Annotated in this window: 10 protein-coding genes and 4 tRNA genes; all 14 read right to left on the bottom strand. The window is 63.6% G+C overall.

Annotated elements, in window-relative coordinates:
• Positions 1 to 48: 48 nt before the first annotated feature.
• A complete protein-coding gene (clpX, locus tag DW913_RS08100) occupies positions 49 to 1,455 on the bottom strand; it encodes an ATP-dependent Clp protease ATP-binding subunit ClpX (protein ID WP_117798183.1) in 1,407 nt (468 codons plus the stop codon).
• 1 nt (position 1,456) lies between these two features.
• On the bottom strand, positions 1,457 to 2,077 hold the full coding sequence (locus DW913_RS08095; RefSeq protein ID WP_022095182.1) for an ATP-dependent Clp protease proteolytic subunit: 621 nt from the start codon (positions 2,075 to 2,077) through the stop codon (positions 1,457 to 1,459).
• Between the two features lie 162 nt (positions 2,078 to 2,239).
• Positions 2,240 to 3,541 carry a trigger factor gene (tig, locus tag DW913_RS08090; RefSeq protein ID WP_233542035.1) on the bottom strand — a complete coding sequence of 434 codons (1,302 nt, stop codon included), beginning with the start codon at positions 3,539 to 3,541 and terminating at the stop codon, positions 2,240 to 2,242.
• Positions 3,542 to 3,629: 88 nt separating this feature from the next.
• Positions 3,630 to 3,713: transfer RNA gene (locus DW913_RS08085), tRNA-Leu, on the bottom strand.
• Between the two features lie 140 nt (positions 3,714 to 3,853).
• Complete coding sequence (locus tag DW913_RS08080) at positions 3,854 to 6,685, bottom strand: molybdopterin cofactor-binding domain-containing protein (protein WP_117798181.1); 2,832 nt, start codon at positions 6,683 to 6,685, stop codon at positions 3,854 to 3,856.
• A complete protein-coding gene (locus tag DW913_RS08075; RefSeq protein ID WP_199580816.1) occupies positions 6,685 to 7,587 on the bottom strand; it encodes a xanthine dehydrogenase family protein subunit M in 903 nt (300 codons plus the stop codon). Before DW913_RS08075 ends, DW913_RS08080 begins: the two co-directional genes overlap by 1 nt.
• A gap of 132 nt (positions 7,588 to 7,719) precedes the next feature.
• Positions 7,720 to 9,075 carry an NADP-specific glutamate dehydrogenase gene (gene gdhA, locus DW913_RS08070; RefSeq protein ID WP_117798179.1) on the bottom strand — a complete coding sequence of 452 codons (1,356 nt, stop codon included), beginning with the start codon at positions 9,073 to 9,075 and terminating at the stop codon, positions 7,720 to 7,722.
• Between the two features lie 263 nt (positions 9,076 to 9,338).
• Positions 9,339 to 9,435 (bottom strand) — tRNA-Sec (locus DW913_RS10045).
• A gap of 61 nt (positions 9,436 to 9,496) precedes the next feature.
• On the bottom strand, positions 9,497 to 11,467 hold the full coding sequence (selB, locus tag DW913_RS08065) for a selenocysteine-specific translation elongation factor (protein WP_117798178.1): 1,971 nt from the start codon (positions 11,465 to 11,467) through the stop codon (positions 9,497 to 9,499).
• Positions 11,464 to 12,921: an L-seryl-tRNA(Sec) selenium transferase gene (selA, locus tag DW913_RS08060; protein ID WP_158566222.1), complete on the bottom strand. Its 1,458-nt coding sequence runs from the start codon at positions 12,919 to 12,921 to the stop codon at positions 11,464 to 11,466. Before selA ends, selB begins: the two co-directional genes overlap by 4 nt.
• A 184-nt stretch (positions 12,922 to 13,105) precedes the next feature.
• Complete coding sequence (locus tag DW913_RS08055; protein WP_117798176.1) at positions 13,106 to 13,942, bottom strand: formate/nitrite transporter family protein; 837 nt, start codon at positions 13,940 to 13,942, stop codon at positions 13,106 to 13,108.
• 196 nt (positions 13,943 to 14,138) lie between these two features.
• Positions 14,139 to 14,212 (bottom strand) — tRNA-Gly (locus DW913_RS08050).
• A 6-nt stretch (positions 14,213 to 14,218) separates the two neighbouring features.
• Positions 14,219 to 14,295: transfer RNA gene (locus DW913_RS08045), tRNA-Pro, on the bottom strand.
• Between the two features lie 91 nt (positions 14,296 to 14,386).
• Complete coding sequence (gene brnQ / locus DW913_RS08040) at positions 14,387 to 15,745, bottom strand: branched-chain amino acid transport system II carrier protein (protein WP_117798175.1); 1,359 nt, start codon at positions 15,743 to 15,745, stop codon at positions 14,387 to 14,389.
• Positions 15,746 to 15,747: the final 2 nt, after the last annotated feature.

The raw sequence follows: 15,747 nt of genomic DNA, 5'->3' as shown, positions 1-15,747 counted from the left end.
CCGACCGTGGATGGTCGGAGGCTATTTAGAAACACGTTTTAGGCTGGTTTACCCGTAGATGCGTTGGGGCTGTTCGGTGCCTTTTACGGAGGCTTCGGTTACGACGACCTTGGTGACGCCTTCCTCACTGGGCAGGTCGAACATCGTCTGCTGCAGCACGTCCTCGCAGATGGCGCGCAGGCCGCGGGCGCCGGTCTTGCGGGCGAGCGCCATGCGGGCGATCTCGTGCAGGGCCGCGTCCTCAAACTCAAGATCGACATCCTCGAGCTGGAACATCTTGCGGTACTGGCGCACCACGGCGTTCTTGGGCTCGGTCAGGATCGACACCAGGTCGTCCTCATCGAGCGCCTGCGTCTGGGTGACGACGGGCGTACGGCCCACGAACTCGGGGATCATGCCAAAGGCGTTGAGGTCCTGCGGGAGCACCTGGCGCAGCAGGTCGTTCTCGTCGACCGAGGTGGGGCCGGCGATCTCGGAGTTAAAGCCCACGCCCTTGTTGCCCACGCGATCGGCAATGATCTTGTCCAGACCCACAAAGGCACCGCCGCAGATGAACAGGATGTTCGTCGTGTCGATCTGCAGCAGCTCCTGCTGGGGATGCTTGCGGCCGCCGGTGGGCGGAACGCTTGCCACCGTGCCCTCAAGAATCTTCAGCAGTGCCTGCTGAACGCCCTCGCCCGAAACATCGCGGGTGATGGAGAGGTTCTCTGCCTTGCGAGCGATCTTGTCGATCTCGTCCACATAGATAATACCGACCTGCGCACGCTCAATGTCGCCATCAGCGGCGTTGATGAGCTTGAGCAGGATGTTCTCCACGTCCTCGCCCACGTAACCAGCCTCGGTAAGCGCGGTGGCGTCGGCGATAGCAAACGGCACCTCGAGGATGCGCGCGAGCGTCTGGGCCAGCAGCGTCTTACCGGTACCGGTGGGACCGAGCAGCAAAATGTTGGACTTGGCGAGCTCCACCTCATCCATGTCATCACCGAGCTGCGAATCCAAGCCGTCGTCAAAGGCGGACACCGCGGCACCGCCCTCGATCACGCGACGGTAGTGGTTGTACACGGCCACCGACATGGCGCGCTTGGCGTCCTCCTGGCCCATGACATAGGCCGAAAGCTCGTCATAGATCTCGTGCGGCGTCGGCACGTGCGTGATGACCTGACGGTCGTCCTCGAGCTCAAAGCCCTCGGCCTCGGGGTCAACGGCAGGCTGGGACGCAGCCTGGCCGTGATCGTTGAGGAAACCCGGCAGCTTGCCGTTGCGGGCGGCGTCCATAAAGTCCGAAGCCAGCGACTCCTCAAGGATCTCAGAGCAGGCGGCGACGCACTCGTCACAGATAAAGATGTTGGTCGGACCTTTTACAAGACGACGGACCTGGCCCTGCTCTTTTCCGCAGAAGGAACAGCGGATGGGGTTGCCGTTCTCGTCAAAGTTGTCCTGCATGTTACCAGCCATCCTAGGCGTCCTTCGCGGCGAGATCGCGCGAGGTGACGATACGGTCGATCAGGCCGTAGTCGAGGGCCTCGGCAGCGGTCAGGTAGTTGTCGCGCTCGGTATCGGCCTGGACCTTCTCGATCGGCTGGCCCGAGGCATCGGACAGAATCTGGTTGAGCTCGCGGCGAGTCTTCTTGATCTCCTCGGCCACGATCTCGATCTCGGTCTGCTGACCCTGGGCACCACCGCTGGGCTGGTGAATCATGACCTTGGAGTGCGGCAGGCAGAAGCGCTTGCCCTTGGCGCCGGCCGAAAGCAGCACGGCGGCCATAGACGCGGCCATACCCACGCAAATGGTGGAGACCTGCGGCTTAATGAAGTTCATGGTGTCCAGAATCGCCAGGCCGGAGTAGACCTCGCCACCGGGCGAATTGATATAGAGCGAGATATCCTTCTCGGCATCCTGGCTCTCAAGATGCAGCAGCTGGGCAACGACCAGGTTGGCGCTGACGGAGTTGATCTCCTCGCCCAAGAAGATAATGCGGTCGTTGAGCAGGCGCGAATAGATATCGTAGCTGCGCTCGCCGCGCGGCGTCTGCTCGATAACGTATGGCACGAGGGCGGAATCGAACTTAGCGATCATACGCATCTCCATTTCTCTTACGGACCAATAGTGGTTCTAGACAAACGTACGGTGCCCGCATGCTATGCATTGGCTGGCACCGTACGAAGCAACCGGATAACCGGCTTATAACTTTACCCCATCATGGGCGCACGCAAGCGCTCGTGGGCAAGGTGGCGAGAATTACTCGGCGTCCTTGGCGGTCTCGTCGACCTCGGTCACCTTGGCGTTCTCGACCAGGTGATCGACGGCCTTGGAGCGACGGATGGACTCACGGACGGCAGGCATGCGGCCATCGGCGATGAACTCGGCCTTGGAAGCCTCGACGTCCTTGACGCCGGCCTTCTCGAACTCGGCGTTGATGTCATCCTCGGTGGCCTCAATCTTGAGCTCACGAGCGAGGGCGTCGAGAGCCAGGGACTCACGGGCAACGTCGTTAGCCTGCTTGTGCAGGTCGCCGATGAACTGCTCCATGGTCAGGCCGGAAGCGGGCAGCCAGGTGTCGAGCGTCATGCCACGGGCGGCGAGGTTGGACAGGAAGTTCTGGCCAAGCTCCTCAAAGACGGACTGCTCGTAGTCGGCGTCCATCTCGTCGAGCTGCAGGCGCTCGGCGAGAGCGGAGACGCAACGGTTCTCCTTCTCGGCCGGGAGGCGGGAAGCCTTGTCCTGCTCGATCTCGATCTTGATGGCGTCGCGCATGGCCTCGATGCTGTCAAAGCCAAAGTCGGACTTGACGAGCTCGTCGGTGAGCTCGGGGGTGTTGCGGACCTTGATGCCCTTGACGGTGACCTCGACGGTGTGGGTCTCGGCCTCCTCGCCCTCCTCGACCTCGTCGGTCCAGGTGACGGTCTTGACGTCGTCGACGTTAGCGCCGATCAGGGCCTCGTTGAACTCGGCGGGGTTGCTGTCGCTACCGGCGATGAGCATGCGGCCCTCGGCGGCGAAGTTGTCGGCGTTCTCGACGGCCTTGAGGTCGACGGTGACATAGTCCTCGGCCTCGACGGCGCGACCCTCAACGTCCTCGAAGGTAGCGCGGTAGTTGAGGAGCATCTCGACCTGGTTGTTGATCTCGGACTCGGTGACCTCCGCAGGGGGCATCTCGATCTCGACAGCGTCGAAGGAGGAGAGCTCAGCGGCGGGACGCAGGGAGAACTCGACGGTGTAGGTGTAGTCCTCGTGATCCTTAGCGAGGTCGAGGTCCTTGTAGTCACCGTTCTTGGTGGGGACGATGTCCAGCTCGTTGAGGACGGCGGGCTCGTTGGCGGCGATCAGGTCGTTGGTGGCCTGAGCGAGGGTAGCCTCGGCGCCAAGAGCGGAATCGATGACCGGACGGGGAGCCTTACCGGCACGGAAGCCCGGGAAGCGGTACTTCTTGGCGGTGTCCTTGTAGGCCTTCTTGATCGCGGCGTCGACGTCGGCGGCCGGGATGGTGACCGTGGCGGTGAGCTTGGCGTCCTTGACGTCAGAAGCGGTGATGTTCAACACGTTCCTCCTCATACTGCCCAGCTTATCTGAGGTGCTGGTACCTTTATGCAACAAAGAGTCGCGACGGCCGAAGCCGACGCAGGTGCGATGGTGCGGGCGAAAGGACTCGAACCTTCACGGGAATCCCACCAGAACCTAAATCTGGCGCGTCTACCAATTCCGCCACGCCCGCATGAGCGCACAGATTAGGAATGATAGCAGATACGAGCGGCAAGCGCACGCACACCTTTTACAGGCTCACGACCTCACCACGAGTGCAATTGGCGGGGCGAGTTGCCCCACCCCGCCAATTACGACTTGTTCGCTGACCCGCTACTCCCCCAGAAGGGCCTTCTCGGGCGTGATGGGCAGCGAGCGCACCTGGTGGCCGGTGGCGTGCGCCACGGCCGAGGCCACGGCGGCGAGCGGCGTGTTGATGACGACCTCGCCGATCGACTTGGCGCCAAACGGACCCGTCGGCTCGTAGCTCGGCTCAAAGGCTACGCGAATGCTGCCGATATCCAGGCGCGTGGGCAGCTTGTAGCTCATAAAGTTGCCGGTGCGCAGGCGGCCGCGGTCGTCGTGCTCAACAATCTCGTAGAGCGCATGGCCAATGCCCTGGGCAATGCCGCCCTCGGCCTGGACGCGCGCGAGCGCCTCGTTGATCACGGTGCCGCAGTCAACGGCCGCCGCATAGTCCACCACAGTCACCTTGCCGGTGGCCTTGTCGACCTCGACCTCGGCAATGCCGGCCATAAACGGTGGAGGCGAAACGGGCAGGCAGGCAGAGGAGTGCGAGGTGAGCGCGTCGCCACCCGCGATGTTCTTGACGCACAGGTTGGCAAAGTCGCGCAGCGTGAGGTAGCGGTTCTGCTCGCGTGCGGCACGCTCGTCGGACAGGCGCACGTACTGGCCATCGAACACCACATCGGCGGCGTCCACGTCCCACATCTGGGCGGCCTTGGCGCAGATCTTCTCGCGCAGCTCGGTCGCGGCGTTCTTGGCTGCCAGGCCCGTCACGTACGTGCCCGAGCTCGCGTACGAGCCGGCATCGAACGGAGACACGTCGGTGTCCACGCCGCGCACCACGATCAGCGAGCTTTCAACGCCCAGCTCCTCAGCGGCAATCTGCGCCAGAATCGTGTCGACGCCCATGCCGTTGTCGGTGGCGCCGGTCGAAATCGTAATAAAGCCATCCTCTTCCAGGCGCATGTCGATACCGGCAATGTCGACGTTGGAGATGCCCGAGCCCTGCATGGTGAGCGCGCAGCCCAGGGCGCGCACGCGGTCGCCCAGGTCCACAGCCAGCGGCTTGTCGCGCCAGCCGATCATGTCCATCGCGCGCAGCAGACAGCGGTCGAGCGCGCAGGCGTTGAGCTTCTCGTTGTAGTACTGCGGCATGATCTCGCCCTCGCGCACGATGTTCTTAAGGCGCAGGTCGGCGGGGTCCATGTGCAGCATGTCGGCGAGCTCGTTGACGGCGCTCTCCACGGCAAACTGGCCCTGGGTGGCACCATAGCCGCGATACGCGCCGCCGCGGTTGGTGTTGGTGTAGACGGCATCCCACCTAAAGCGGCTCGCCTTCACATGGTTGTAGATGGGCAGGCTCTTGTGGCCTGAGAGACCGATCGTCGTGGTAGCGTGCTCACCGTACGCGCCGGCGTTGGACAGCGTATGCAGGTCGATGACCGTGATGGTGCCGTCGTTCATGGCGCCCAGCTTAACGGTCATCTGCATCTGGTGGCGCGAGTTGCCCGCGGTGATGGTCTCCTCGCGGGTGTAGCAGCAGTAGCTCGGACGGCCGGTCTGCTGCGTCACAAACGCCACGAAGATCTCGCAGCAGCCCGTCTGCTTTGAGCCAAAGCCGCCGCCGATGCGCGGCTTAATGACCTGCACCTGCGACTGCGGAATGTCGAGCGACTGCGCGACCATGCGGCGCACGTGGAAGGGCACCTGCGTCGAGGTGGTCACCGAAATGCGCCCGAACGCGTCGGTCGTCGCGAAGGCGCGGAAGGTTTCCATGGGCGCGGTCTGCGTGGCTTGGCTTGTGTAGGTGCGCTCAAAGACGATGTCGCTCTGGGCGAAGGCCTCGTCCAGATCGCCGTAATCGCTGGTACCGCTGCAAACCAGGTTGCGCGGAACATCGCCGCCCTGCGGGAACATAAAGGTCACGTCGCCCTCGGGGTGAACCACGATGTCGTTATCGAGTGCCTGGGTAAAATCGAGCAGCGGCTCGAGCACCTCGTAGTCGACCTTGATGAGTTTGAGCGCCTTGTCGGCGGCCTCCTCGGTCTCGGCGGCGACGATCGCCACCTCCTCGTTTTGGTAGCGCACCAGGTTCTCGAGGATCAGGCGGTCGTAGGGACTCGGCTGCGGGTAGCTCTGGCCGGCGATGGTAAAGCGGCGCTTGGGCACGTCCTCGTAGGTGTAGACGCCCACCACGCCGGGCACCTTCAGGGCGCGCGACGTATCGATGGAGCGGATCTTAGCGCGGGCGTACGGGCTGCGCTTGAGCTTGACAATCAGGGCGCCGGCGGGCACCAGGTCGCCCGTGTAGACGGGACGGCCCTCGAGCAGGGCCTTCGAGTCCTTCTTGGGCTGCTTATGGGTGATCTGCTTGTAGGAGACGCCGTCGGAGCTCGTGTCGTTGACCGGCAGCTCGGGCATCTCAAAGCCCACCTGCACGCCAGACTCGTTAAGGAAGCGCACGATGGCGCGCAGCTGGCTCTCGTAGCCGCTACAACGGCAGAGGTTGCCGGCGAGCTGGCGCGAGAGCTCCTCGCGCGTGGCGACGAGGCTCGGGTCCTCCTTGGCGGCGCGGGCAAGCGCCAGCACGTTCATGATGAGGCCGGGGGCGCAAAAACCGCACTGCTCGGCACCTTCGGAAGCCATCGCACGGGCGAGCGCCTCGGACTCGGCCTTGAGGCCCTCAAGCGTGGTGATGGTGTGGCCCTCGACGCGCGCGGCGGGAACCGAGCAGCTCAGCACCGGGTCGCCGTCGAGCCACACCGTGCACAAACCGCAGTTGGTGGTCTCGCAGGCGCAGCGCACCGACGCGCAACCCTGCTCGCGCAGCAGCGCAAAGAGCATGGTGTCGGGGGCAATCTGAACCTTGACCTTGCGGCCGTTGAGCGTAAAGGAAAGATCGATGAGTTTGGCAGCCATTAGCGCACCTCGCTAGAATCGACGCCGGGCACGCGGCGGCAGGAATACTCGTCCGTGGCAAACTTAGGAATCTGCACGGTCTCGAGCTCGTGGGCAAGCGCGGCCGAAAGCTCAATGCCGGCGGCGCGGCGCACGGCCTGGATCGCCAGCGGCGCCGAGATGCGGCGGCGGTACTCGGCCGAGCCCCACATGTTGGTGCCATAGCCCAGCGCGCGTACGGACGCGGCCAGGGCGCGCAGCTCGTCCTCGGAAGGCTGCTCGTTCACCAGGCCACATGCCCCGCCCTGCAGCAGGGTCGCACGCAGCGGGCGGGCGCCCACGGTGACGTGCCAGGAGCCGTCCCACCAAGCGGCGGTGACGTTCAGCGAGGGGAAATCGGTCGCGGCCTTGCGCACGGCCTCGTAGCTCGCACGGTACTCGTGCTTAACGACCACGACGTGCTCGATCACGTCGCGCACGTAGCCCATATCCACGAACTCGGCGAGCGGCACGCGGCCGGCACCCGTCAGCTCAACATAGGAATCGAGCGCGAGGAAAGCGGAGAGCACGTCCGAGAAGCCAAAGCGGCCGTAGATGCTGCCGCCCACCGTGGCGGTGTTGCGCAGCTGCACGCCCACGATGTCGTGGACGGCAAACTCAAACACATTATTGACAAGCGCGTTGAGCCCGGCATGACGCTCGAGCTGGCGCAGGGTGCACATGGCACCAATGCGAAACTCGGTCTCGGTCTCCTCGATCTGATCGAGTCCGCAGGCCGAAAGGTCAATCGCCGTCGCCACACGACGCGAACCCAGGCGCATCCAGATGCCGCCGCCCACAATCTTGTTGTTGCGGTTCTTCTGCAAGAGCTCATAGGCTTCGGCCGCGTTTCCAACACGGACGTAGGTACCGAACTTGAGCACGTTCTCCCCCATCTCTTTACTTGTCCAGTATCTCTAAGTGTACCAAACGAGGGTGCACGACCCTCGCCGCCACAGAAAAAGGCCCCCAGCCGAAATAGCTGGGAGCCTCATCAATGCTATGTCGAGCTGGGCTTAGCAGACGCCCTGGGCGAGCATGGCGTCGGCGACCTTCAGGAAGCCGGCGATGTTGGCGCCCATGACAAAGTTGCCCTCCTGGCCATACTCCTTGGCGGTGTCGTCCACATTGTGGAACATGCCGCGCATGAGCTGCTCGAGCTTGCCGTCGACCTCCTCAAAGGTCCAGGACAGGTGCTCGGCGTTCTGGCTCATCTCCAGGCCGGACACGAGCACGCCGCCGGCGTTGGCAGCCTTGCCGGGCATAAAGGCGACGCCGTTCTCCTGGAAGTAGTTCGTGGCCTCGATGGTCGTGGGCATGTTTGCGCCCTCGCCGACCACCTTGCAGCCGTTGGCGACGAGCGCCTGGGCGTCCTCGAGCAGCAGCGTGTTCTCGCGAGCGCAGGGCAGCGCGATGTCGCAGGGCAGCTGCCAAACGCCGCGGCCGTCGCCCTCGTGCCACACGGCGTTGGGTTTCTCGTCAACGTACATGGCGAGCGTGACGCCCTTGTCGTGGCCAGAGCGCTTCTGGTTGTAGACGTGCTCGAGCACGGAGTAGTCGATGCCGTCGGGATCCTCGACCCAGCCGTGGGTATCGGAGCAGGCCAGCACCTTGCCGCCGAGCTGGGAAACCTTCTGGACGGCGTAGATGGCGACGTTGCCCGAGCCGTGAACGACGACATTCTTGCCCTCGAAGGAGTCGCCGCGGCTCTTGAGGTACTCGTCCACAAAGTAGACCAAACCGTAGCCGGTGGCCTCGGTACGGGCGAGCGAGCCGCCAAAGGAGAGGCCCTTGCCGGTAAGGACGCCGGTCCACTCGTTGGTCAGGCGCTTGTACTGACCGAACATGTAGGCAACCTCGCGGCCGCCAACGCCCAGGTCGCCGGCGGGAACGTCGGTGTTGGGGCCAATGTGACGATAGAGCTCGGTCATGAAGGACTGGCAGAAGTGCATGATCTCGTTGTTGGACTTGCCCTTGGGGTCAAAGTCGGAGCCGCCCTTGCCGCCGCCCATGGGAAGGGTGGTCAGGCTGTTCTTGAGAATCTGCTCCAGGCCCAGGAACTTGAGCATGCCCAGGGTGACCGTCGGGTTAAAGCGCAGGCCGCCCTTGTAGGGTCCAATGGCAGAGTTGAACTCGACGCGGTAACCGCGGTTGACCTGGACCTTGCCCTGGTCGTCGACCCAGGGAACACGGAACATGACGATGCGCTCGGGCTCGACAAGGCGCTCCAGTAGGGCGGCCTCCTCGTACTCGGGGTGGGCGTCGAGCGCCGGCTGGATGGTGCCGAGGATCTCGGTCGCGGCCTGGATGAACTCAGGCTGCTCGGGATAGCGGGCCTTGAGCTCGTCGAGAACTTTCTGCGTGTAGCTCATGCTTCCTCCAATTGATGGAAAAGAAAGGTGTCGTTCGCGGCGCCCCATGCGCCGTGAGCTTTATCGAGTATGGATAATATCGCACTGTTGCTACAAAGTTACGAATAAGGCAACGAGCGGATGTTTCATTTTGATTACGATGCAGGTAGATAGCTTTTTGACCGCCTGACGAGCAAATCGCGTGTTTCGAAGCTGTTTCCCGCACGTTTCGAAACCACCACAAAGGTGCCTGTCCCCAATGTGGTGGTTTTGGCGAGATGCGTTGGCGGGAACGTATGTGAATCGAACACATCCAAGACGTTTTGCACGCCTCACAACGGTTTTGAGGACCGCGGGGCCCACCGGAGCCCATCCGCTCCCAAACGTGGCGGTATTTTACCAAACTAGCAGGGCGTCGTGGCGAACAGCGATACGGCAGCCCCTAACGAAGCGATCTTAGGCCGCCGGCTCCTTTGTCGAGCGTCGTAAAACGCACCGCATCCAGGTGCTCCAAGATGCTAATGGCTCGCTTGCGCGACACGCCCAGGGCCTCGCGCAGCACACTCGTGGTGACAGCGCCGCCGGCAGCCTCGATAGCCGCCGCAACGACCTCGCGCGCCTGAGCCTCGGCGGCGGCGGACAAGGCAACGTCGCGCTCGACCTTAACGATCGAGCGGTTGAGCGAAAGCTCGCGCAGGGCACGCGTCATGGTGTCGCGATCGAGTTGCAACTGCTGCCCCACCTCGGGAAGCGTCGGTGCATCGAGGCCCGCCTCGTCCAGCAGGGCCGCGATGCGCCGGCCTGCCTCGCGCACCACACGTATCGCCGCAGCGGCGGAATGTGGGTCGTAGACCTCAGACCCCTCCTGGGCGCAGATGCCGCGCGCACAGCCCTCGAGGATGAGCGCAGACGCGACGTCTTCGCCCGCTTTCGGCCAGGCGACATGCGCAACCTCGCCCGGGGTGAAGCCCGTTTGCTTGGGCGCGGCCTTATGCATGGCGACAAGCGTGTCGGCGAGGGCGGCAAGGGCGGCATCGAGCACAGCGGGGGCGGCATAGAGCTCCTCGGTCGAGCGCTCCGGATGGAGGGCGACCGCATCGCCCGACGCCACCGCGGCGTGCAGGAGCCTCGCGACTTCGACACCGGAAAGGTCGAGCGCACGGGCGGCAACGGCCGCCGGCACGGGCAGGCGCTGCAGCCCCAGCCATGCGGCAATGGCGGCGGCGCGGTCGCCGGCATCCAGAGCCCTGAGCAGCGAGACCTCTTCCGCGGAGAGGTCGCGCGAGCGGCGGCACCGCGAAAGAAGAACGCAACCGCCGCCGATAAGTACCACCGGGGAGAACGCAAGCACGATGAGACCGTCGCCCGAGCGCACGGGAAGGCGCTCCTTCAGGCGGATTTGCACGGTACGCGTCTCGCCCGGGGCAATCGGCCCCGCGCCCTCCATGAGCATGATACGGCCGAGGACCTCTGCCGTGCCCACCATCACGTGGACGCGCGTGCCGGACTCGAAGGGCACGGGCTTGGCGCCCTCGCGCCCCAGATAGGTGAAGCGCGCGATAAGCCTGAGCGTCGAGCCCTCGGCACCAGACCCGCAGAGGACCTCGCCGCGCGGAAGGTCGCCCGCGCCGTCGCCCACGATGTTGAGCGCCACGCGCTGTCCGGGCAACGCCCGAGGAGTATCGCCATGCACCTGAATCGCGCGAACGCGGCAGCGCACGCCCGCGGGACTCGAAACGAGCTCATCGCCCACCGCCACGGGGGCATCGTGAAGCGTGCCCGTGACGACCGTCCCGGATCCCTTGATGGTGAAGCAGCGGTCGATGGGCAGGCGCGGGGCCAGACAGGGGCGCACCGGGCGGGATGCGGCATCGGCCAGGAAAGAGTCGATAGCGGTATCGAGGGCAAGGCGAACGTCCTCGATACCCGCACCCGTGCGAGAGGAAACGGGCACCACGGGCGCATTGGCAAAGACGGTATCGCCGAGGAAATCCATCAAGTCGAGCTCGGCGAGCTCCGCCGTCTCGTCATCGGCCAGATCGCGCATCGTAAGCGCAACGACCATGTGCGTCACACCCAACAGCTCCAGTACGCGAACATGCTCGCGGGTCTGCGGCATCACGCCCTCAACGGCAGAAACCACCAGCAACGCAACATCCACGCCGGTAGCACCCTGCACCATGGCGCGTAGGTAGTGGGCATGACCGGGTACATCGACCAGGCCGACAAGCTTGCCGCTCGGCAGCACCAGCTCGCCAAAACCGAGCTCCGTGGTCATACCGCGGCGCCGCTCGACCTCCAGACGGTCGGGATTTTTTCCGGTCAGCGCCTCGATAAGGGCTGACTTTCCGTGGTCGACGTGCCCCGCCGTTCCAACGACAACGGGACATTCGACAAGCTCGCGCGCAGTCATCGGCGCAAACCCGCCCGCACGGCGTCGGCCAACGCAGACGCACACAAATCAAGGTCGGTATCGTGCACAAGCGTGCGAACGTCAAACAGCACCTGGTCGTGCTGTACGCGCGTCACAACCGGCGTATCGGGCTCCTGAACCATAGCGCGCTTCAGGCCATCGACGGACAGGCGCCCATCGACGGGGCAGACGGCAACGCAAAAGGTTGGGAGCTCGACGGTCGGCAGCGAGCCACCGCCCGGGGCAGAAGCGCCTTCGACAACCTGCAGCTCCACCGCCTCCTCGCACTGAGAGTCACGAAGCTTGCGCAGCATGCGGTCATGCAGGCGCTTGGCCTGACGCTCGAGCGGAGCCGGCGCGCCGGAAAGCATGTTGAGCACCGGGATCTCCCGATGCGCTGTATCGGGACCGGTCACATACAGACGCAGGGTAGCCTCGAGCGCCGCGAGCGTGAGCTTGCCGGGGCGAAGCGCGCGCATAAGCGGATGAGAGGCGCAGGCAGCGATAACCTGGGTACTGCCGAGGATAATGCCCGCCTGCGAAGCACCAAGCAACTTGTCGCCCGAACACGAGACAACGTCGACGCCAGCGCAAAGCGAAGCGGACGTGGGCTTCTCCCCCGCATCGGCAAGCACCCCGTCTGCCAGCAAAGCGCCCGAGCCTTGGTCCTCGTAAAGCAAAAGCCCGTGCTCGTGCGCCAGTGCAGAAAGCTCCGCCGCGGAAACCTCCTCGTGGAAGCCCTCGATACGGTAGTTGGAAGGATGAACTTTCAGGATCATCGCCGTGTTGGGCGTAATGGCGCTTTGATAATCGTCCAGATGCGTGCGGTTGGTGGAGCCCACCTCGACAAGCTTGGCACCCGAAGCCGCCATGATGTCGGGGATACGGAAACTGCCTCCCACCTCGACAAGCTCGCCGCGGCTCACGATTACCTCTTTGCCGCATGCATGCGCGGCAAGCACCAACAGCACCGCCGCGGCGTTATTGTTGACAACCAAGGCGTCCTGCGCCCCCGTGAGTGTGCGCAGCAGGCGCGCGGCATGCTCCTTGCGGCCCCCGCGAGCACAGGTCGCGACGTCGTACTCGAGCGTGCTGTAGCTGCGGGCGACGTCGGTCACCGCCTGCACCGCTGCGGGAGCGAGCGGAGCACGGCCCAGATTGGTGTGAATCACAACGCCTGTCGCGTTGACGGCGGGACGCAGGGTCGGCAGCGACAGACGGTGGCACCGCCGCTCAATGGCCAAGGCGAGCTCGCGCTTGTTCCTCGCGGGGACGCCGGAGCGAATCGCCGCGCGCTCGGCATCGAGCTCAACATCGATCGCCTCGCGCACGATCGTATCGCCCGCATCGCCGGCAGCCTTCATGACCGGCCACTCCGCCAGCAGCTCGTGGACAGCGGGAATGGAGCGCAGGCGGTCGCGCACCTCGGCGGGCATGGATTCGCAGTCGCTCATGGAAAGCCTTTCGACATATTCAATAAAAAGCAGGTCCCCCACGATCATCGTCGGCCACCAAATGGCGACGCGCATGCAAAAGGGACAGGTCCATTATGGCAGCTCATGGCAAGACGGCGCAGCGCCTCGTCCAAACCCGCCAAAATAAACCTGTCCCTCTTTGGTCGGTTATGCCGTGGGGCCTTTAGGCCTCCCTGTTGGCGTAGATAAACCAGTAGCCCAGCGCAACGATCAGGGCGCCGCCCACGATATTGCCGAGCGTGGCGACGGAAAGATTGAGCGCCAGGCCCGCCGCGTTGAGGGCGTCGGCGCCGGCGACATCAACTCCATAGCCGCAGGAGTGCATCAAAATACCCATGGGCAAAAAGTACATGTTGGCAACGCAGTGCTCAAAACCGCAGGCCACAAACGCAGCAATGGGCAGTAGAATGCCCGCGACCTTGTCGACCACGGTCCTGCCAGCGGTACCGATCCATACAGCCAGGCACACAAAGATGTTGCACAGAATGCCGCGGAAGAAGATGGTGACGGCGTCAATCGAAACCTTACCGGCGGCGACGCTCACCATGGTGTTGGCGACGGCCTCGCCGTTGAGCTTGTAAATAGCTGCCATGTAAACCAAAAAGACGACGGACAGCGCGCCGGCAAAGTTGCCGATCCACACAACGACCCAAGCCTTGAGCATCTGGGCGAGCGTGATCTTTTTGCTCTTGAGCGCGCAGACCATAAGCGAGTTGCCGGTAAACAGCTCCGCGCCGCAAATGAGCACGAGCACCAGACCCAGGCAAAAAGCAAGGCCACCCACAAAGCGCTGGGCGCCCCAGCCAAGCGTGGGATCGCTCAAAAAGACCGTGAAGAACAGGCCGCCAAAGGCGATGAACGCGCCGGCGAACATGGCAAGCATAAAGGCCTTCGAGGTCGGTAGGTTGGCCTTGGTAACACCGGCAGCCTCGGTCTTCGCCTCGATCGCGGCGGGCGCCAGGCAATCGGGGGTGGAATATTCTGCCTTGGAATCTGCCATGTCGATCACTTCTTTCTTACGTTGTGGGACAAGCATTGCCAAAGCACATGTCCCGCGCCGGATGGTCAAAACAAAACAGGCCAGAAGTAAACGTACCTCTGACCTGCAAATTACTTGGAGCGACGGGTTCGTCACCCGGTACTCTCACAAAAACGGCCTTGATCCCAAAAAGAATCAAAGCCGTTAACCAATCTTATGGAGCGGGCGACGGGAATCGAACCCGCGTCATCAGCTTGGAAGGCTGGGGTTCTACCATTGAACTACGCCCGCAAGATATGGTCGGGACGACAGGATTTGAACCTGCGACATCCTGCTCCCAAAGCAGGCGCGCTACCAAACTGCGCCACGTCCCGAAGGTGTTGAGCAGCTAAGGTCTAAACCTTGCGTGTCCCAATGCGAAGGAAATTATAGGGGAGACTCCCCGCCTGTGCAAGCGACGATACCCTAGCTCCTCGAATGTACGACAAACCGACTGTGGAGCAGGCCGATCACAAACGCCACCACGGCAACCGGCGCCCACGCGGCTCCAATGTCTGCCAGCGGCAGCGCATCGAACGGCAGCCACGCGCCCGTAAAGAACGCATCGCGGACCGAGGTAATCACGCTCTGCACTGCGACAACGCCGCCGACCCAGACCCACACCTGCGGATGCGCGTCGCAAAAACCGTGCACTAGGCCCATAAGCACCAGAACAATTGCAACAGGGTACAGGGCGTTGAGCATGGGCACCGAGAACATGAGGATCACGTCGAGACCCACGTTTGAGAGCACGCACGAAAACGCCGCGAACACAAAGGCGAGTATCGCAAAGGGACGGCGCATGGCCTCCTCGGAAGCCTCTGCTCCCCCTTCGACCACATACGTCTCGCAGAAGTAACGCGAGCAGCAGCTGATGAGACCGATGCATACGTTCATGCAGGCGAGGAAGAAGATCGCAAAGACCACGACCGTGCCGGCAAGGCCAAAGTGCATGGAGGCCGAGCGGGCGAGGATGGCGGCTCCGTTGGTGGCATCGGGCATCACGGTGCTCAGCTGCGTGCCGGCAAGCGCCAGACCGCAGTAGATGATGGCCATGAGCACACCAGCGATCACGCCGGAGCGCGAAATCTCGAAGGCCACGCGCTTGTCGTCGGTAACGCCCAGCTCGTGGATGGTCTCGGCGATGATGATGCCAAAGGCGAGCGACGCGAGCAGGTCCATGGTCTGATAACCGGTCAAAAAGCCCTGCACGGCGGCACCGGCATCGTAAGGAGCCTGCGGCGCGGCAGCGGAACCCAGCGGCGAGACCACGGCAGCGCCCACGACCAATACGATAAGGGCGATGAGCGCGGGGCCCGTAATGCGGCCGAGCACGCGCGTAATGACACCCGGGCGCAGCGTGAGCACAAAGGCGACGGCAAAGAAGGCGACGGCAAACACCAGGCGGGCCGTGCCGAGCGAGACACCCTCGGGCAGCAGCGGCACCAGCATCTCGAAGGCCGTGGAACTCGTACGCGGAATGGCCAGACACGGACCGATAGCCAGATACACCGCCGCGACAAAAAACTCGCCAAACTTGGGGTGCACACGACCGGCAAGCTCGCGCGCCGTTCCGGCAAGTGCCACGGCGATAAAGCCCATGACGGGAAGGCCGATGGCGGCAATCAGAAAGCCGAGCATGGCGAGCGGCGTGGCAGAGCCCGCCTGCAGCGCCAGCAGCGGCGGAATAATGAGGTTGCCGGCGCCAAAGAGCATCGAGAACAGGGCGATGCCGACGGTGAGGACATGGTCGGAGCGCAGACCGCGCGGGGCGGATGATGCCATAG

The organism is Collinsella sp. AM42-18AC, assembly GCF_003467965.1.
Lineage (GTDB): Bacteria > Actinomycetota > Coriobacteriia > Coriobacteriales > Coriobacteriaceae > Collinsella.
This window is presented reverse-complemented; position numbering and strand designations above follow the sequence as displayed.